This is a genomic window from Catellatospora sp. NPDC049609 (genome assembly GCF_040675365.1).
GTDB lineage: Bacteria > Actinomycetota > Actinomycetes > Mycobacteriales > Micromonosporaceae > Catellatospora.
In genome coordinates this window covers 1-18,165 of record NZ_JBFAOU010000082.1, presented here as the reverse complement: position 1 = coordinate 18,165, position 18,165 = coordinate 1, and the positions used below count along the sequence as shown (strand labels likewise).

Annotated in this window: 14 protein-coding genes; 7 read left to right on the top strand and 7 right to left on the bottom strand. The window is 72.9% G+C overall.

Features of this window, described 5'->3' with window-relative positions; genetic code table 11:
* Positions 1-191: 191 nt before the first annotated feature.
* On the bottom strand, positions 192-2,126 hold the full coding sequence (locus AB0J67_RS22365; RefSeq protein WP_363485343.1) for a discoidin domain-containing protein: 1,935 nt from the start codon (positions 2,124-2,126) through the stop codon (positions 192-194).
* Positions 2,127-2,450: 324 nt separating this feature from the next.
* Between AB0J67_RS22365 and AB0J67_RS22360 the strand changes: the two genes are divergently transcribed.
* On the top strand, positions 2,451-3,482 hold the full coding sequence (locus AB0J67_RS22360) for a LacI family DNA-binding transcriptional regulator (RefSeq protein ID WP_363485342.1): 1,032 nt from the start codon (positions 2,451-2,453) through the stop codon (positions 3,480-3,482).
* Positions 3,483-3,770: 288 nt separating this feature from the next.
* Here AB0J67_RS22360 and AB0J67_RS22355 read toward each other — a convergent pair whose 3' ends face one another.
* The 3 genes from AB0J67_RS22355 to AB0J67_RS22345 form a co-directional block, all read right to left on the bottom strand.
* Positions 3,771-4,379 carry a hypothetical protein gene (locus AB0J67_RS22355; protein ID WP_363485341.1) on the bottom strand — a complete coding sequence of 203 codons (609 nt, stop codon included), beginning with the start codon at positions 4,377-4,379 and terminating at the stop codon, positions 3,771-3,773.
* A 104-nt stretch (positions 4,380-4,483) separates the two neighbouring features.
* Positions 4,484-5,278: a hypothetical protein gene (locus AB0J67_RS22350; protein ID WP_363485340.1), complete on the bottom strand. Its 795-nt coding sequence runs from the start codon at positions 5,276-5,278 to the stop codon at positions 4,484-4,486.
* Positions 5,275-5,943, bottom strand: coding sequence for an RNA polymerase sigma factor (locus AB0J67_RS22345; protein ID WP_363485339.1), 669 nt, complete (start codon positions 5,941-5,943; stop codon positions 5,275-5,277). Before AB0J67_RS22345 ends, AB0J67_RS22350 begins: the two co-directional genes overlap by 4 nt.
* A 216-nt stretch (positions 5,944-6,159) precedes the next feature.
* On the opposite strand from AB0J67_RS22345, the gene AB0J67_RS22340 reads away from it, so the two are divergent.
* Complete coding sequence (locus tag AB0J67_RS22340) at positions 6,160-7,812, top strand: hypothetical protein (RefSeq protein ID WP_363485338.1); 1,653 nt, start codon at positions 6,160-6,162, stop codon at positions 7,810-7,812.
* Between the two features lie 167 nt (positions 7,813-7,979).
* Here the strand turns inward: AB0J67_RS22340 and AB0J67_RS22335 are convergent, their stop codons facing one another.
* Positions 7,980-9,086: a hypothetical protein gene (locus AB0J67_RS22335; protein WP_363485337.1), complete on the bottom strand. Its 1,107-nt coding sequence runs from the start codon at positions 9,084-9,086 to the stop codon at positions 7,980-7,982.
* A 136-nt stretch (positions 9,087-9,222) separates the two neighbouring features.
* Positions 9,223-9,720 (bottom strand): NUDIX domain-containing protein, encoded by a 498-nt coding sequence (locus AB0J67_RS22330; RefSeq protein WP_363485336.1) that lies wholly within the window; start codon positions 9,718-9,720, stop codon positions 9,223-9,225.
* A gap of 80 nt (positions 9,721-9,800) precedes the next feature.
* Between AB0J67_RS22330 and AB0J67_RS22325 the strand changes: the two genes are divergently transcribed.
* From AB0J67_RS22325 to AB0J67_RS22315, 3 genes are all read left to right on the top strand, one after another.
* Positions 9,801-10,169, top strand: coding sequence for a PadR family transcriptional regulator (locus AB0J67_RS22325; protein ID WP_363485335.1), 369 nt, complete (start codon positions 9,801-9,803; stop codon positions 10,167-10,169).
* A gap of 4 nt (positions 10,170-10,173) precedes the next feature.
* Positions 10,174-11,541 (top strand): permease prefix domain 1-containing protein, encoded by a 1,368-nt coding sequence (locus tag AB0J67_RS22320; protein ID WP_363485334.1) that lies wholly within the window; start codon positions 10,174-10,176, stop codon positions 11,539-11,541.
* A gap of 285 nt (positions 11,542-11,826) precedes the next feature.
* Positions 11,827-13,446 carry an RICIN domain-containing protein gene (locus tag AB0J67_RS22315; protein WP_363485333.1) on the top strand — a complete coding sequence of 540 codons (1,620 nt, stop codon included), beginning with the start codon at positions 11,827-11,829 and terminating at the stop codon, positions 13,444-13,446.
* A gap of 94 nt (positions 13,447-13,540) precedes the next feature.
* On the opposite strand, the gene AB0J67_RS22310 is transcribed toward AB0J67_RS22315, so the two are convergent.
* Positions 13,541-15,151, bottom strand: a complete 1,611-nt coding sequence (locus tag AB0J67_RS22310; protein WP_363485332.1) for a pectate lyase — start codon at positions 15,149-15,151, stop codon at positions 13,541-13,543.
* 577 nt (positions 15,152-15,728) lie between these two features.
* Between AB0J67_RS22310 and AB0J67_RS22305 the strand changes: the two genes are divergently transcribed.
* Complete coding sequence (locus AB0J67_RS22305; RefSeq protein WP_363485331.1) at positions 15,729-16,424, top strand: GNAT family N-acetyltransferase; 696 nt, start codon at positions 15,729-15,731, stop codon at positions 16,422-16,424.
* A 153-nt stretch (positions 16,425-16,577) separates the two neighbouring features.
* Positions 16,578-18,104, top strand: a complete 1,527-nt coding sequence (locus AB0J67_RS22300) for a hypothetical protein (protein WP_363485330.1) — start codon at positions 16,578-16,580, stop codon at positions 18,102-18,104.
* Positions 18,105-18,165: the final 61 nt, after the last annotated feature.

The window sequence follows — 18,165 nt, the reverse complement described above, 5'->3', positions numbered from 1 at the left end:
GGGGGGGGTGCGGTGGGGCGGTGCGGGCGCGGGGAGCGGCCCGAGGGCAGGCGGTCGGCGGACGCGGTCCGAGCCTTGAGTCCTGGGTTAAGAAGGTGCCCTTCCTCTACGCATGGCGTTAAGAAGGTGCCCTTCCTTTCGGTGGAGGCGGGGTCGGGCCCCTCCGGCCCCGCCTCCCTTGCGGGGGTTGGTCAGGTGTAGAGGCGGATGTCGGCGATGCTCCACCAGTTGCCGGCCTCGGCGGTGGCGGTGATGCGCAGGTGGCGGGCGGTGGTGCGGGGCAGGTCCACGGTGGTCAGCTGGGCGGTGCCGGTGCCGGTGGCCAGGTCGCGCCAGGTGGTGCCGTCGTCGCTGGCCGACAGGGTCCAGCCGCGGGCGTAGTCGCCGAGGTTGCCGCCGCTGTCGATGGCGACGCGGCGGAAGATGCGGGTCGCGCCGAGGTCGAGCTGCAGGTACTGGCCGGGTGACTGGGCCTGGCCGCTGCTCCATCGCGTCGAGGCGTCGGCGTCGACGGCGGCGGCCGGGTTCTCGCCGGCGGGGTTCGCGGTGGCGGTCGCGCCGGTCAGGGGCAGCTCGCGCAGGTCGCTGCACAGGGCGGGGTGGGCGGGCCAGGTGAAGGTGGCCAGGGCGCCGCCGGGCAGGGTGTAGTCGAGGATCCGGTCCCCGACGGCGACGGCGAACGAGCGCGGGTCGTCGTTCTCGTTGTGTACGACCAGGACGGTGGAGCCGTCGGGGTTGCGGAACGCGACGTCCATGACCTGGCCGTTCCAGCCGGTGGTGCCGAACGACGTGCTGGCGATGCGCACCGCGCCGGGGCGGACGAACTTCGACAGGTGGCCGATCGTGTAGTACTCCGCGTTGGTGGTCGCGGTGCCGTCGGCGGCGACGGTGACCAGGCCCGTGCAGGTGTCGCAGCCGCCCAGGTGCGGGCCGCCGGTCTCGTCGAGGGCGATGTTCCAGTTCACGACGGACTTCGCCCAGTTGCGGGTGGTGCCGATGGCCAGCGTGCGGGCGTGCCAGACCAGGGTGTCGCGGAAGAACTTGGCGGGCGGGTCGGCGGGGCCGTGCGAGCCGGAGCACTCAGTGAACCAGACGCCCTTGTCGGGGAAGGCGTCGTGCAGCGCGGTCTGCGCGGACGGGTCGCCGTAGTAGCAATGGAACGCGGTGCCCGCGAGCCAGCGCGCGGCCGGCCCGGACAGCAGCCGGTACGGGTAGTCGGTCTCCGGGTCCGCGCCGGGCGGGGTGGAGGCGATGTCGCCGGGGTGGGTGGCCCAGTTGTGGTCGTACCCGAGGATCCGGGTGCGCGGGCTGGCGGCGCGCAGCAGCGGGCCGAGCGCCTCGATCACCTTCTCCTGCTGGCGCACCGGCAGGTCGGTGCCGGGGTAGCCGGAGGGCGCCCGGTTCTGCGGCTCGTTCTGCACCGACAGGTAGTCGATCGGGACCCCGGCCGCCGCGTACGCCTGCACGAAGCGGACCAGGTAGCGCGCGTACGCCCGGTAGACCGCCGGGTCGTCGGTCAGGCGGCCGCCGACCAGCGAGCCGCTGGTCTTCATCCAGGCGGGCATGCTCCACGGGGTGGCCATGATGGTCAGCTTCGGGTTGAGCCGGCGGGCCTGGCGCAGCAGCGGCAGGATGCGCGCCTCGTCGTGGGCGATGCTGAAGCCGCGCAGCCCGAAGTCCGTCTGCCCGGCGGCCACGTCGTCGTGGGTGTAGTGCGCGTCGGCGGCGGTGAAGTCCGACGACCCGATGGGCTGGCGCAGGAAGCTGACCCCGATGCCGCGCACCGGGTCGAACAGCGAGCGCATCACCTCGTCCCGGGCGGCGGGGCTGAGCCGGTGCAGCACCTCGGCCGAGGAGTCGGTGATGGACGCCCCGAAGCCGTCCATGCTCTGGTACGCCCGGCGCGGGTCGACCACGATCGTCGGCTGCGCGGACGTGCCCTCGCGGAACGCCACCGGGGCGCGCTCGTGCAGCAGCTCGGACCGGTCCACGGTGGTGACCCACACCCTCGCCTGGGGCTCCGGCCGGTGCCGGGAGGACGGCGCGGCGGACGCGGTCGCGGCGCCGCCGAGCGCGAGCGTCGCCGTCAGCGCCGCGGCGACGGCACCTGTCGCTGGTCTTCTCATCTGCTCACCTCTGGTCCGCAGCGGCGGGTCGCCCGGCCCGGCAGGGCAGGACGCCCATGTAACAGCTTGTAACACTCTTGAAACATCGTTGCCTGGCAGACAACCACCGCGCAAACATCATGTCAATAGTTCGATGCATGCCAAGTCCGATGTGGCAGGTGGGCGACGTGACACCCGATGTAACAGCGTGAAACGCGAGGTCGGCGCGGCATGCCGGCAGCAGGGACCACCCGTGGTCGCGGCGGTCCGCGTTGCGCTGCAGCAGCCCCTGGATGACCCCGGGACGGCCCGATATGCTGACGCCCATGAAACGGCTTGGAACACATGACCAGACCCGCGACGCGTAAAGGCAGCGTCCGCGACATCGCCGCGGCGACCGGCCTGTCCATCGCCACCGTGTCCCGGGCCCTCAACGCCCACCCGAGCGTCGCCGCCGACACCCGCGAGCTGGTCCAGCGTGCCGCCCAGCGGCTGCGGGCCGCGGCCGACGCCGCCGCCGCGTCCGCAGTGCCGCCCGCCCGCCAGGCCGTCTACGTGCGCTGCCCGTACCAGCTCACCGACTACTTCGGACTGATCGTCTCGTCGATCGCCGAGACGCTGCTGCTGCACGGGCGCAACCTGCTGCTCGACGCGGGGCAGACCGCGCAGAACGAGGACGTCCTGCCCACCCTCGCCGCGCGCACCGACCTCGGCGGCGCCATCCTGATCCTGCCGCCCGAGCCCAGCGAGCAGCTCGAACAGCTGCGCCGCGACGGCCTGCCGTTCGTCGTCGTCGACCCGCGCACTCCCCCGCCGCGCGACCTGCCCGCCGTGTCGGCCGCCCACTTCGGCGGCGCCCGCGCGCTGACCGCGCACCTGACCGGGCTCGGCCACCGCCGCATCGGCGTGCTCGCCGGGCCGCACAACTGGCTCGCCGGCCAGGCCCGCCTCGCCGGGCACACCTCGGCCCTGGCCGACGTCGGCGTACTGGCCGATCCGGCGCTGGTCCGCTCCGCCGAGCCCACCACCGAGTTCGGCCACCGCGCCGCCGGTGAGCTGCTCGACCTGCCCGACCGGCCGACGGCGCTGGTGTGCTTCAACGACAAGGCCGCCGTCGGCGCGCTGGCCGCGGCGACCGAGCGCGGGCTGCGGGTGCCCGCCGACCTGTCGGTCACCGGCTTCGACGACATCGACCTAGCCCAGGCCACCTCGCCCCGGCTGACCACGGTCCGCCAGCCGCTGCAGGAGATGGGCCGCATCGCCGTCAGCGTGCTGGTGCGCCTGCTCGACCGCCACCGGCTCGACGCACTCCACATCGAGCTGGCCACCGAACTGGTCATCCGCGAGTCGACCGGCCCGGTGCCGGGGCCGGGGTAGGTGCCGGGGCCGGGGTAGGTGCCGGGGCCGGGGTAGGTGCCGGGGCCGGGGTAGGTGCCGGGGCCGGGGTAGGTGCCGGGGCCGGGGTCGGGGTTAGATGCCGGGGCCGGGGCCGCTGATCGTCTCGGGTGGGCCGGGTTTCGGGGGCGAAGATCGCTGTTTCGTGCCTAAAAGGCTGGTCGGGCTGCGTTTCCTGACACGAAACAGCGATCTTCGGGCTGAGCCCGCCGAGTCGCGGCTCGGCGGGCACTCGGCCGGGGCGGCGGGCTATTTCGCCTGGGTGGTGGGCTACTTCGCCTGGGTGGCGACGGTGCGGAGCTGGCCGAGGGTGGTGCGGAAGCCCTTGCCCGAGGCGGCCGGGTCCTCGGCCAGCAGACCGCTGACCGCCATGGCCTGCGAGCGCGTGACGGCGGCGGCCTGGTCGTCGGCGCCGGTCACGTCGAAGACGCCGAAGTCGCCGCTGAGCGTGCTGAAGGCGCCCGCCGCGGCGTCCCGGGCCAGGTAGAGCACGACCGTCTGGCCCGGCTCCAGCTTCGACATGTGGACCATGTCCACCGTCTTCCCGTTCAGGCCGGTCAGCGTGATGCGGTCCCCGGCCTTGGCGGTGACGCCGGACGCGGCGCGCAGCACCTCGTCGACCCGGAACCCGTTCGCCTCGACCTGGCCGCGGGCCACCAGGTCGGCCGCGTCGGTGAGCTCGCGGACGGTGGCGTACCCCCGCAGCTTGCCCCTGACCGGCGGCTGGGCCTCGGTCGGCGCGGCGGCGGCGCTGGTCGCGGGGGCCGCCGCCGGGGTGGCCGGGTCGGTGCCGGTGCAGGCGGCCAGGGCCGCGGCGGTCAGCAGGGCCGCGGCGGCGACCAGGGCGCGGGCGCGGTGGGGGTGGTGGGACTTCGCCATGGAACGCTCCTTGCGGGTCGGCGCCGGCCGGACACCCTCGTGCGGCTGCGGCGCTGCTTGCTCCATGTATCTGTGCGCCGCGGCCGCCGGGTTCCCGGTCGCGGTCAGGTTTTTTCGCGGGCGAGCGTGCGCAGGTCGGCCAGCGTCGTGGTGAACGCACGGCCGGCGTTGGCGGCGTCCTCGTCACGCAGGCCGGTCACCGACCTGGTCTGCGACCGGGCCGTCGCGATGTCGCCGGTCACGTCGAACACCCCGAAGTCGCCGCTGAGCGGGCCGAAGGAGCCCGACCCGGCGTCGTGGGCCAGGTAGAGCACCACCGTCTGCCCCGCTTCCAGCAGGGACATGCCTTCGGTCGCGGGGGTGCGCAGGGTGATCTCGGCGGCGGCGGGCAGGCCGGGGGCGCGGTGGAGCACCTCGTCGACCCGCAGGACGGCGGCGCGGTCGGGCCCGGCCCCGGCGACCCGCACCACCTCGCCGCGTACCACCAGGTCGGCGGCGGCGGTGAGCTGGCGGACGGTGCCGTAGCCGCGGACCTTCGCGGTGACGCCGCCCTCGCCGGTGGGGGTCAGCGCGGGCGCGGAGGGCGCGGCGGACGGGATCGCGGTCACCGGCCCGCGGTCCGCGGTCGCGACCACCGCGGCGGCGGTCCCCACGACGGCGACCAGCGCGGCCAGCGCCAGCGCGGGCCGCCGCAGCCCCGGCCCGCGCCACGCGGACAGCCCGGGGACGACCCGCCCGCGACGCGACGATGCGGTACGCCCCGGCGGGGTGATCGCCGCCAGCAGCCGTTCACGGTGCAGCTCGTGGCGGCCCGGCGGCAGCTCGCGGTGTCCGGGGTCGGGCAGCAGTGCGGCGAGCTCGTCCCACTCGGACGGGTCCAGCGGCGAGTGCGCCTTCATCGGTTGCCCTCCTGAGTGAGTCGGACGACGCCGCCTTCTACCTGTCCGGCGGGCCCGTCCTGGTTCCGCGTGAGCCGGCCCGCCGCCCCCGGCGGCGTGTCGGCCGGGGCGCGGGAGGTGCGGCGGGGTGCGTCGACGAGGTCGCGCAGCCTGGTCCGGGCGCGGGACAGGCGCGAGCGCACGGTGCCGATCGGCACGCCCAGCGCCCGCGCCGCGGACTCGTAGTCCAGGCCCTCCCACAGGCACAACGTCACCACCTCGCGCTCCTGGCGGCGCAGCAGCGCCAGCGCGCCGATCGCGGCGGTGATGCGGGCGCCGTCGTCGAGCCGCCCGGCCACCGCGTCGGCGTGGTCGGGCTCGGTGAGCTCCGCCGCGGCCAGGGCCGACGCGGCGGCGCGGTAGCGGCGGTTGCCGCGGGTGTGGTTGCGCGCCTCGTTGGTGGCGATGCCGAGCAGCCACGGCCGCAGCGACCCGCCCTCCTCGCCGACCCGCTCCCGGGAACGCCAGGCCTGCAGGTACGTGGCGGCCATGACGTCCTCGGCCGTGGACCAGTCGGCGGTCAGCCGGAACGCGTGGTTGTAGACCGACCGCGCGTACTGGTCGAACAGCTCGGCGAAGGCGCTGGCATCGCCCGCCCGGATCCGGGCGCGCAGACTCGACTCCATGACCACTTCTCTGTCCCCCGGGGCGCGCGAGTTCCCGTGATCCGGGTCACCGCGCGGCGGCTGCCGCCTGCCCGGCGACCCTATCCACCTGCGGCGACGCCCTGCCAACCCAGCTCGCCGGGCATCCGGCGCACTCCCCCGTTCGGCTCACCTGCCGTTGGCCGTACGGCTGCCAGGCGGTTCCTCCGTCTGCCGGGCGGGACTAGATTCGAGTCCATGATGGACATAGTGCCGAAGCCGGCACCCCGCGGTCCGCACCTGCTCTGGGGGCTGCTCGCGCTGATCCCCGCGACCGTGCTGCTGGTCACCGGCTACCTGGTGCCCACCGTGCGGACGTGGTTCACGAGCTTCACCGACGCGGACATGCTGTCGCGGCCGGCCGAGTCGGTCGGCTGGGACAACTACGGCGACGTGTTCGACCACTTCGCCGGCTCGCTGCCGGGACCGGTGCTGCTGGCCGTGGCGGTCACCGCCACCGCGCTGGTCGGCGGCGGACTGACGGCGTGGCTCGCCGCGCGGGCCGGGCGCTGGGGCCGGTGGGCCGCGCGGGCGGCGTTCGCGCTGCCGATGGCGGCCGCGGGCGCCGCGATGGGTTCCGTCGCGTGGCTGCTGGCCTTGGAGTCCCCGATGGACCTCAACCCGTTCGTCGCGCAGTACGCCGCGTTCGCCGGGCTGGCCGTCGGCCTGGCCGTGACGGCATACCTGCTGGTCTTCCGCCGGTCCACCCGGCTGCGGGACACCTGGCCGGGTGCGCTGCTCGTCAGCGGCGTGATCGCGGCGACGGCGCTGGCGTTCGCCCTGCAGTCGTTCGCCTTCCCGTACCTGCTGCGCACGCCGGGCGGGCCGCGTTTCCGGTCGCCCGCGATGCTCGTCTTCGAGACCGCGTTCCAGTACCTGGAGCTGGGCGCGGCCTCGGCGGGTGCGGCCCTGCTGCTGGTGCCGCTGGCCGTGCTCGGCGTCGGCGTCACGGTCTGGCTGATCGCGGCCCGCGCCCGACTGGTCCCCGCCGACCAGCCCACAGCACCCGCCGACCAGCTCGGCCTCGCCGACCAGCCCGGCCTCGACGGCTCGGCTGGGGCCACGACGCTCGGCCCTGCCACCGAACAGCCCACGCCGCCCGCCGACCAGCCCGGCCCGCCCGCCGGGCACGTGGTAGCGCGGCCCGCCGGCGGGTCGCCGTGGCTCGTGGTGTCGCTGCTGGTCACCGGGGTCGGGGCGCTGCTCGCGCTGGCCGGGCTGGTGCCCTGGCTGCTGAGCTCGGTGTCGTTCTCGACCGAGGCCATGGCGTCCGGTCCCCTGGCGCACCTGGTCTCCACGTGGATCCCGCCGCTGCTGTCCACCCTCGCGGGCGTGTCGGCCGCAGCCCTGGCCGGGTACGGCATCGGCGCGCTGCGACCGCTCGGCGACCGCAGCGAACTGCTGCTGCTGCCGTTCGCGCCCTGGCTGTTCGTCGGGCTGCCCGCGCTGACCCCGGACGCGTTCGCGCACCGGATGGAGGACGGCAGCGAGTTCCTCTTCCTGGTCCCGCCCGCCTCGCTGAGCATCCCGGTGCTGGTCGGCAGTGCGCTGCTGTTCCGGGGCGTGCGCTGGACCCGCGCCCTGCCCGTCGTCGGGCTGGCCGCGCTGATGGCCTGGATCGTCGCGGCGCAGGACGCCTGGTGGCCGCTGATCGCCGGCATCCGGCCCGACACCGCGCCGATGCAGGTCGTCGTGCTGAACGCGGTCCAGGCCTTCGGCTTCGACCGCGGCGTGCCGACCGGCTGGCTCTACCCCCTGCCGGTGCTCCTCATCGTCGCCGCCGCCATCACCACGGTCCAGCTCCTCACCCTCGACCGCCTCACCCTCCGCACCGGCCGCCCCGACTCCTGACCCCACCCCAACGCGCCGATCTTGCGCGAACTGTGGGTACGACACGCCCCAAACGGGCAAACCCCCAACAGTTCGCGCAAGATCGACGCGATCAAGCGGGTCGCCGCGATCAAGCCGGGGTCGCCGCGAACAAGTCAGGTAGCCGCGATCCAGCCGGGTCGGCGTGATCAGGCAGGGTCGGTGAGGCGGGCTACGAGGGACTGGGCGCGGTGCCACCAGTAGGTGTAGCGGCCGGGGAACTGGGTGTTGAGGGCGGTGAGGCGGTCCAGGGCCTCGGCGGCGTAGGCGGGGTCGTCCTCGGCCTCGCCGATGAGCAGGCAGACGTTGGCCAGGGAGCCCGCGACGAGCAGGGGGACCTCGGCGGCGTACTCGCGCAGGATCGGCTCGGCCCGGCGGGCCGCGCGGGCGGCGTCCTGCCGGCGGCCCTGGACCAGCAGGATCTCGGCCTCGGTGGAAAGCGGCAGCCCCCAGCGGCGGCGCTGCGGCACGGTCAGCGGCTCCCCGTCGACCTGGCGCAGCACGTTCATGGCCTCGCCGACCGTGTCGAGCGCCTCGTCGAGGCGCCGCATCCGGGTCAGCGTCGTGGCGTGGTTGGTGAGCGCGGTGGCCAGCAGGTGCCGGGCGGAGCGGCCGGTCTCCTTGCGGGCCAGCGCGATCGCCTCGGTCTCGGCGGCGTCGGCCTCGGCGAAGCGGCCGAGCAGCGTCAGCGACGTCCCCTGCAGGACCAGCAGCTCGACCTCGACCTCGGGGTGCACGGCGCCGGAGGTGCGCAGCGCGTCCAGCGCCCGGCTCAGCGGTGCGAGCGAGTCGGCGGTGCGGCCGAGGTCGGCCAGTGCCGCGCCCCGGTTGAGCAACAGCGGCACGCGGCCCACCGCGGACAGCATCTCCGGCGCGTCCTGCTCCAGGTCGGCGAAGAAGGCCAGCGCCTGCTCGCCGGCGGCGAGGCTGTCGGCGGCGTACCCGAGCTGGCGCAGTACGAAGCTGCGCAGCGACATCAGCTCGGCGCCGAGCAGGTGCACCAGCTCGGTGTTCTGCACGGCGGGGGTGCGCCAGGTCCGCTCGGCGGCGTCGAGCACGGCCAGGGCGGCGTGCCGGTCCGGCCGCTCCTGCACGGCCAGCCACCGGGCCATGCTCAGCCGGACCCAGACGAGCATGGTCGCGCCGTCGTCGCCCTGCTGGGCGTAGGTGTCCTCCAGCTCGCGGGCGAGCCGGACGGCGGCGGCGTGGTCTCCGCCGGACGCGAGCTGCTCTGCCGAGGCGAGTGGGTCCTGCACGTGCCCAGCGTCCCACACCATGATCGCGGCCCGCCTCCCCGCCGCCCGGACCCCGCCCCCAAGATCGTCCGACTTGCCAGGCACCTGGGCGAATGAGTCCCCAAGATACGCACATGTGCCTGGCAAGTCGGACGATCTACATGGCGCGGGCGGTGGTGAACCAGCGGGCGGCCACGGCGGCGTGCAGGGTGAACGCGAGCGGGGTGTCGGGGGTGACCAGCTCCCAGCCGGCCGACTCCGCGTTGGCGACCGGCGCGGGCAGGTCGGCGAGGTCGCGGGGCGGCAGCAGGCCGAACACCAGCAGGGTGCCGTTGGGGGCGCTGAGCGTGTCGTACAGGGTGACGTCGGCGGCGTCGGCGCGCACGCCGGTCTCCTCCCACAGCTCGCGCACCACCGCCTCCTGCCATGATTCGCCGAGGTCGATGAAGCCGCCGGGCAGCGCCACCTCGCCCGCGCACGGCTCGATGGCGCGGCGTACGCCGAGCAGCCCCGCGCCGACGGGGAGCACGGCGATCGCGACCGGCAGCGGGTTGACGTAGCTGATCTCGTCGCAGCCCGCGCAGCGGCGCGGCCACGGCTGGTCGGCGGCGTAGGCGTTGCCGCAGTAGGAGCAGTGTGCGTGAGGTGCCGGCATGAACCGAAGGGTAGCGTTGCGCGCACACGATACCTAGAACTACTATGCATTGCAGTTCAAGGATTAGGCGGTGTCCCCTCGTGCACATCACGAAAGATCTCGTCGCGGCCTCGGCAACCCCCCTCGTCCTCGGCATCCTGGCCGAGGGCGAGAGCTATGGATACGCGATTCTGAAACAGGTCAACGAGCTGTCGGGCGGTCAGCTCGAATGGACCGACGGCCTGCTCTACCCGCTGCTGCACCGCCTCGAGCGGCTAGGCCACGTCGAGTCGGCCTGGCAGACGCCGGAGAGCGGCCGCAAGCGCAAGTACTACCGCATCACCGACCTGGGCCGGGCCGAGCTCGCCGAGCAGCGCGCCCAGTGGACGGCGGTCGTCGAAACCCTGCGGGGCGTCTGGAACTCCGGGCCGATGCTGCGCCCGATCGCCGCACCGGCCTGGGGAGTGTGACCCGATGAGTATCGACAGCAATGAGGACCTGGAGCAGCAGATCTCCGAGTGGCGCGCGTACGTGCGCCGCCGCCGCGAGATGCACCAGACGGACGCCGACGAGCTAGAGGACCACCTGCGCGACCGGATCAACGACCTGACCGAGGCCGGGCTGCACCCCGACGAGGCGTTCCTGATCGCCGTCAAGCGGATGGGCAGCCTGGACGAGCTGTCCCGCGAGTTCGCCCGCGAGCACTCCGAGCGGTTGTGGAAGCAGCTCGTGCTGACCGGCGACGACGCCGCGGCGACGGCCACCCGGTCGCGGCGCGAGCTGTGGGTCATGGTGGTCTGCGCGGCCGTGGCCGCGCTCGGCATCAAGGTGCCGGGCTGGCTCGGCGTGGGCATGGACGGCGACGCCGCCTTCTACGTGCGCAACGCCAGCCTGTTCGCGCTGGCGCCGCTGGCGGCGTACTTCGCCTGGCTGCGCCGGCTCAGCCCTCGCCTCATCGGCGTGCTCGCGGCGCTGTTCGCGCTCGGGGCGGTGGCGGTCAACACGTACCCGATGGGCGAGAGCTCGCAGACCCTGGTGCTGGCCGCGATCCACCTGCCGATCGCGCTGTGGCTGGTCGTCGGCGTGGCGTACACCGGCGGCGACTGGCGCTCCGACCGGCGCCGGATGGACTTCATCAGGTTCACCGGCGAGTTCCTGATCTACTTCGCGCTGCTCGGGCTCGGCGGCGGCGTGCTCACGGCCTTCACCGCGGGCACCTTCAACGCCATCGGCCTGAACCCGGAGACGTTCATCTCGACCTGGCTGCTGCCCTGCGGCGCCGTGGCCGCGGTGGTGGTCGCGGCGTGGCTCGTCGAGGCGAAGCAGAGCGTCGTGGAGAACATGGCGCCGGTGCTGACCAAGGTGTTCACCCCGCTGTTCACGGCGACCCTGCTCGCCTTCCTGGGCGCGGTCGCCTGGACCACCAGCGTCATCGACGTCGAGCGCGAAATGCTGATCATCTTCGACCTGCTGCTGGTCGTGGTGCTCGGCCTGCTGCTGTACGCCATCTCGGCCCGCGACCCGCAGGCCAAGCCCGGCGTGTTCGACCGGCTGCAGCTCGCGCTCGTGGTCAGCGCGCTCGTCATCGACGTGCTGGTGCTGATCGCGATCACCGGGCGGATCACCGAGTGGGGCTTCACCGCCAACAAGACCGCCGCGCTGGGCGAGAACATCGTCCTGCTGGCGAACCTGGCCTGGTCGGCTTGGCTGTTCCTCGGCTTCGTCCGCGGCCGCCTGCCGTTCACCAAGCTGGAGCAGTGGCAGACCCGCTACCTGGCCGTGTACGCGGCCTGGGCCTGGGCCGTCGTGCTGTTCTTCCCACCCCTGTTCGACTTCGCCTGAGCCCCTGCGGGACGAGACACCCGGCCTTCACCCTGAGTACCCGATGGCGCGGCGCGATGAGCACCGCGCCATCGGCGCGTACCCGGGCAGGACGAGGCGCCGGCCGCCTGTTCGCATGCGACAACCAGGACGTTGCACCGCAAGGTTGGCATTGACATGCATAACTGTCGGCCGTAGCCTCCCGTGGAGGAAAACGCTTTCCACTGCGCTTCCGTCATCGGCGCCGGCGGGGACCGAACCCCGCCACCGGGCGGCGCCTCCACGTGTCCCGACGAAGGAGGAAACATGCGGCCCGAAAACGCGCGCATCCGGCCAGGACGCCGATGGCGTCCGCTGCTGACCGTGCTCACCACGGCGGCGCTGGCCGCCACGGGCGCCCTGGTGGCCGGCCGGCCGGCGCTCGCGGCGACCATCGACACGAGCGCGACGTACGTGTTCGTGAACCGGCACAGCGGCAAGGCGATGGACCTCTACAACTGGTCCACCGCCGACGGCGCGCCGATCAACCAGTACGCCCGCAACGACCTCGCGGTGCAGCAGTGGCGCTTCGTCGACGTCGGCAGCGGCTACTACCAGATCCGGTCCGTGCACAGCGGCAAGGTGCTGGAGCTGCCCAACGCCAACGACGGCATCCAGCTCGTGCAGAACGCGGCGGTCAGCGGCAACACCCGCCAGCACTTCGGCGTGTCCGACTCGCCCGACGGCTACGTGCGGTTCGTCAACCGGCACAGCGGCAAGGCCATCGACCTGTGGGGCTGGTCCACCGCCGACGGCGCGATGCTCTCGCAGTACCAGGACCTCGGCGGCGCCAACCAGCAGTGGCAGCTGGCCAAGCTGGGTTCGGGCGGCGGCGGCACCGGATGCGGCAGCGGCTCGTTCCACGCCGAGGCCGTGCTCAGCGGCTCCACCTGGACCGCCCGCAACGGCGGCAGCACCGTCTACACGGGCACGGACCTGCGCGCGGCGGTGCAGGCGGCGGTGAACAGCCTGTCCGCCGGGCGTACGGCCAAGCAGCGGGTGGTCGTGCGCGGCTCGGGCTCGATGAGCGCCAACGCGCGCATCTCGCTGCCCAGCTACACCGTGCTCGACGTGTGCGGCACGATCAACGTGACCGGATCGGGCTCGGGCGACCAGGCGCCGATCTACTCCCGCGGCACCACCCAGGTCGAGGTCCAGCACCTCAACGTCACCGGCACGCCGCTGTACGGCATCTTCATGCGCAACGTCACCGACGTGATCCTGGGCCAGATCGACATGCGGCTGTCGGCCGGGCTGGGCGTGCGCATCGACAACCGCGGCGACACCAGCCAGTGGACCCGCAACGTGCGCATCGACAACGTGTACGTGTCCGGCGCGAGCTCGCACGCGGTGGAGACGTACGGCGTGGACGGCCTCACCGTAGGCACCGTGACCGCCCGCAACGTGGGCGAGTCTGGGCTGCTGCTCAACCAGACCGTCAACGCCACGGTCGGCACCGTCGACGCGGAGAACGCGGGGGCGGGCACCGGATACGCCGCGTTCCGGATGGCCAACCGCAACGGCCGGATCGGGTCGAGCTACTCGACCAACATCCGGGTCGGCACGGTCCGCGCCCGAGGCGGCGGCCGGGGCATCTTCTGCGTCTCGGAGAGCGGCGGGGCGGCGATCGACCGGGTCGACATCGCCAACACCGGCAACAACGCGATCCTGATCGAGAACTGCTACAACGTGAACATCGCGGCCAACGGCGGGACGATCAGCGGCGGCGGCGAGGTCCGGCTGGCCGAGCGGACCGAGTTCGCGGGCAACCGCGACATCACCCTGCGGAACTTCACCCTGGTCAACAGCCGCCTGGTGGAGAACCCGTGCGCCGACAACCTCACCATCTCCATCACCCTGAGCAACTCGACCATCAGCAGGTGCTGACCGCACGCGGCTGAGCAGCGAGAAGGGCGAGGGTCGTCAGACGACCCCCGCCCTTCTTCGCGGCGGCGCCCGAGAGGACGCCGCCGCCGTGCTGTCAGCTCGCGTAGGTCTCGAACTCGCCGACCCGCGGCGCACCGGACGAGCTGGTGATCCGGAACGTGATCTTCGTCAGCGAGGTGGCGGTGAAGGTGATCGTGCCCGCCCCGCTGCCGGTCTTCAGCACGGCCCCGGTGTTGTAGTTGATCAGCTGCCAGGAGCCGATGCTGCCCGAGGTGCCGGACGGCTCGCGGATGACCACCCGGGACACGGTCACGGCCGAGCCCCACTTGACGGAGATGTCACCGGTCGCGCCGGTCGGCTGCCAGTAGGTGGTCAGGCTGCCGTCCTTGACGTTGCCGTAGCTGGTCCCGTCGACCTTGCTGGAGCCGTCCGCCCCCGCGCCGGAGATCCGGCTGAGGTTGGTGCCGCTGGGCTGGCTGGGCGAGGCCGAAGGCGAGGTGCTGGGCGAGGCCGACGGGCTGACCGACGGCGACGGCGCGGTCGACCGCGACGGGCTGACCGACGGCGCGGGGCTGCTCGGCCCCGCGGACGGCGACACCGGCGTGCAGCTGCCGTTGGACACCTGCAGGCCCTTGTTGGCGCCCGCCGTCGCGGCGACGACGCTCGGCACGCAGCTCGCCGCGTCGAGGGGGTAGGAGTACGGGATGCTGACGCTGGTGTTCGACTGCACGTTCGGCCCGGCCGGGTTGTTGTCGCTACCGGGGCTCGACCAGGTCACGTTGTCGAAGATGTTGCCGCTGACCTGCCAGTAGCCGGCCTCGGAGGTGTAGAACGTGCCGAGCACGTCCTTGGAGTCCTTGAAGTAGTTGTTGTCCACCTTGGCGCGGCCGCCGGCCCGGGAGTTGATACCGGACTCGTGCAGGTTCACGTAGTGGTTGTTGTAGATGTGTGCGATACCGCCGCGCAGCAGCGGCGTGCGCGAGTCGATGTTCGAGTACAGGTTGTGGTGGAACGTGATGTAGTTGTTGCCGGTGTCGGTCTCGCTGGAGCCGATGAGGCCGCCCCGGCCGGAGTTGCGCAGGATGCTGTAGGACAGCGTCACGTACTCCACGTCGTTCTTCATGTCGAACAGGCCGTCGAAGCCCTCGGACTCGCCGCCCGAGGCCTCCAGGGTGACGTGGTCGACCCAGACGTTGCGGACGGTGCTCTCCATGCCGATGGCGTCACCGCCGTTGGAGGTGGGCGAGCCCGACTTCTTGACGTTCCGGATGGTCACGTTCTGAATGATGATGTTGCTGGAGTCACGGATGTGGATGCCCAGCTGGTCGAAGACCGCCCCGCTGCCCACGCCGATGATCGAGACGTTGCTGATCTCCTTCAGCTCGATCACCCCGTCGGCGGTGTTGCAGCTGTTGCCCGACACCTTGGCGGTGTTGCCGTGGTTGATGGTCCCCGACACCTGGATGATGATCGGGGTGCTGCTGCTGGCCCGGTTGCACAGGGCCGTGTGGATCGCGGTGCCGGTGGACGCCTGCACGGTCTGCCCGCCGGCGCCGCCGGTGGTGCCGCCGTTCTGGGTCGCGTAGCCGGTGACGCCACCGGTCGCGGCCGACGCCTGGGGCACGGACAGGGCCACGCCGATCGCGGCCGCGGCCGTCGTCGTGGCCAGCGCCGCGGAGAGTCGCCATGCGACTGTTCGTTTCATCCTGCTCTCGCCTTCGTCTTCGTGGTGCCGGATGTCGCTGTCGTCTGCGGGGTCGCCCTCGGTGGGCCGCCGAGGGTGCGGACCCTTCGTCTGTCGTGGGCCGGCTCGCCGGCCGACCTGGATGCGGATGCTGTTGCGGGTGTGGCCCGGGTCGGCGACTCCGCTGCGGCCCGCGTTCCGGACGCGCAACTCCTGTGCCTGCCCCGAGCCGTCGGGCCTGCGGATCTCCGTCTCGAGTCGGAGAATCGGCCAGGCACGGCCGGGCGGTCGGTTCCCACGCGCCCCGTTCACGTCCGGCGAGCCGCCCGCACCGCCGGCGTTTCGGGAAAGCGCATTCCGTAACACGGTGCAGTCCGGACAGGACGAAGTCAATGGATCACCGTTTGCAGGATTGTTGCAGCGTCCGGGGCCGTGATCGTCAATGAGGCATCGACCGACGTCGGGGGGCCTGCCTGGCGTACCACTCGGGAATGCGCTTTCCAGATCAGAGGGTGCGCCGACCGCTCATTCCATCCACGATCGTGACTGTCGCGATAGAGTCGGCGCCGGCGCTCACACCGACCCTGAGGACGGCCCGATGGCCCACCCGCTCGACGACCCCGTCCGGTCCGCGCTGGACGGTCCGCACGCCCACCTGGCGCAGCGGCGCGGCCGCATCGTGCGCTACCCACCGGACGTCATGAAGTTCATCGCCATCCCGCACCCGGCCTCCGCGCAGGACTGGGCCGACGTGGCGGCGCTGGTCGGCCCCGAGCAGGCGCCGGTCGCCGGCGTCGTCGTGGCGCCGCCCGACGGGTGGGAGCTGTCCTCCGTCGGCCCGGGGCTGCAGCTCGTCGGCGAGCAGGTCGCCCCGCGGACCGACCCGGAGGCGGTGCGGCTCGGCCCGGCCGACGTGCCCGAGATCGTGGACTTCGTCGCCCGCCACCGCGACGGCCGCCGGTTCCTGCCGCGCACCCTGGAGATGGGCGCCTACCTGGGCATCCGGCACGGCGGCGCACTCGTGGCGATGGCCGGCGAGCGGCTGCGCCCGGTGGGCTGGACCGAGCTCAGCGCCGTGTGCACCGATCCGGCCCACCGGCGCCGAGGGCTGGCCACGCGGCTGGTGCGCGCGCTGGTGGCCGGCATCCGTGCCCGCGGCGAGTCGCCCTTCCTGCACGTGGAGCACGACAACCACGGCGCCGTCGCCCTCTACGAGCGGCTCGGCTTCCGGGTGCGCCGCCCGATCTCGATGGCGCGGGTCCACATCCCCCAGGAGCGGACCCCCTTCGCTTGATCATCCGACTTGCCTGGCAACCGGGCGTATCTTGCGCGCCTAACCGCCCAGGTGCCTGGCAAGTCGGATGATCAGGAGGGTCCGCCGCCGGATCGTGGCGAAAAGCGGCATCCACCGGACAGCGCGTGGTCGAGACGTTACCGTTTGCGCAGAATGTCCACTTCGTGGCTGCTGAACCCTGTGAGGCGCACCATGCTCATCTCCCGGCTCCGACCGGCGCTGCTCGCCTGCGTTCTGCTGGCCGCCGGTTGCACCGCAGCCCTCAACACCGACTCCCGCGCCGCCTCCCGCACGGTCATGCCGACCGACGCGACCACCGTGGTGCCCGGCACCACCGGCGCGGAGCTCGCACTGCAGACCAGCCGCTCGCTGTTCAGCCATGCGCCCGCGGTCGTCCTGGTGGGCGAGCAGGACGAGGCGAGCATGGCCCAGGCCGGCTCGGCCGCGGTGAAGCTCGGCGTGCCCGTGCTGCTCACCGCCGCGAAGGACGTCGCGGCGGCCGCGCTGCGCGAGGAGCTGGACCGGCTCGCACCGCGCACCCTGATCCCGGTCGGCGAGGCGGCGGCCCGCTGGGCGCAGGACCACCCCGCCGAAGGCCGGGCGGTGAAGCCGTTCGTCGAGGAGGGCCTGCCCCGGCTGGCGGCCGTGGCCGCGCTCGACAAGCTGCTGGTGCTGACGCTCGGCCGCCCCGAGGCCGCGGCCGCGACGGCCACCGCCAAGGCGAGCGGCGCCCAGGTACTGGTGCTCGCCCACCCCGACCCCCGCGCCGACGACGAGGCCATCAAGGCGCTCGCGGCCCGGCCGGGCACGCACGTGATGGCGCTCGGCAGCGCCTTCGGCTCGGCGGACCGGCTGCGCAACCGGATCGACACCGCCGAGACGGGCACCCTGCTGCCCGGCGGCCGCCAGGTCCTCTTCCCCCACCGCCGCCTGATCGCCCTCTACGGCCACCCGGGCGACTCCGGCCTCGGCTCACTCGGCGAGCAGGGGGTCGACGCCGCAGTCGCCCGCGCCCGCAAGGTCGCCGCCCAGTACGGCTCGCTGACCGACGACCAGGTCGTGCCCGCGTTCGAGATCATCACCACGGTGGCGTCCAGCGACCCCGGCCCTGACGGCGACTACTCCAACGAGTCCACCGTGGAGCACCTCAAGCCCTGGGTGGACGCCGCCCGCGCGGCCGGCATCTACGTGCTGCTGGACCTGCAGCCCGGACGGACCGACTTCCTGACCCAGGCCAAGCGGTACACCGAGCTGCTCAAGCAGCCGCACGTCGGGCTCGCGCTCGACCCCGAGTGGCGGCTGGCCCCGCACCAGCAGCACATGGTGCAGATCGGCTCGGTCGGCGCCAACGAGATCAACAAGACGGCGGCGTGGCTCGCCGAGCTGACCCGCGCCGACCGGCTGCCGCAGAAGATCCTGATGCTGCACCAGTTCCGGACCGACATGATCACCGGGCGGTCGGGCATCGACACCGACGTCGACGAGCTGAGCGTGGTGATCCACGCCGACGGATTCGGCGTGGCGAGCGAGAAGATGGCGACCTGGGACGCCGTGCGCGCCGGTGCGCCCGCCAACATCTGGTGGGGCTGGAAGAACTTCTACGACGAGGACAAGCCGACGTTCACGCCGAAGCAGACGTTCGCCGTCGAGCCGTCCCCGGTCTTCGTCTCGTACCAGTAGGCAGCGCACGGGTCCTGGCGGGTGCGGTCTCGCGGCCGCGGCAGCCGCGGAACCCAGTACC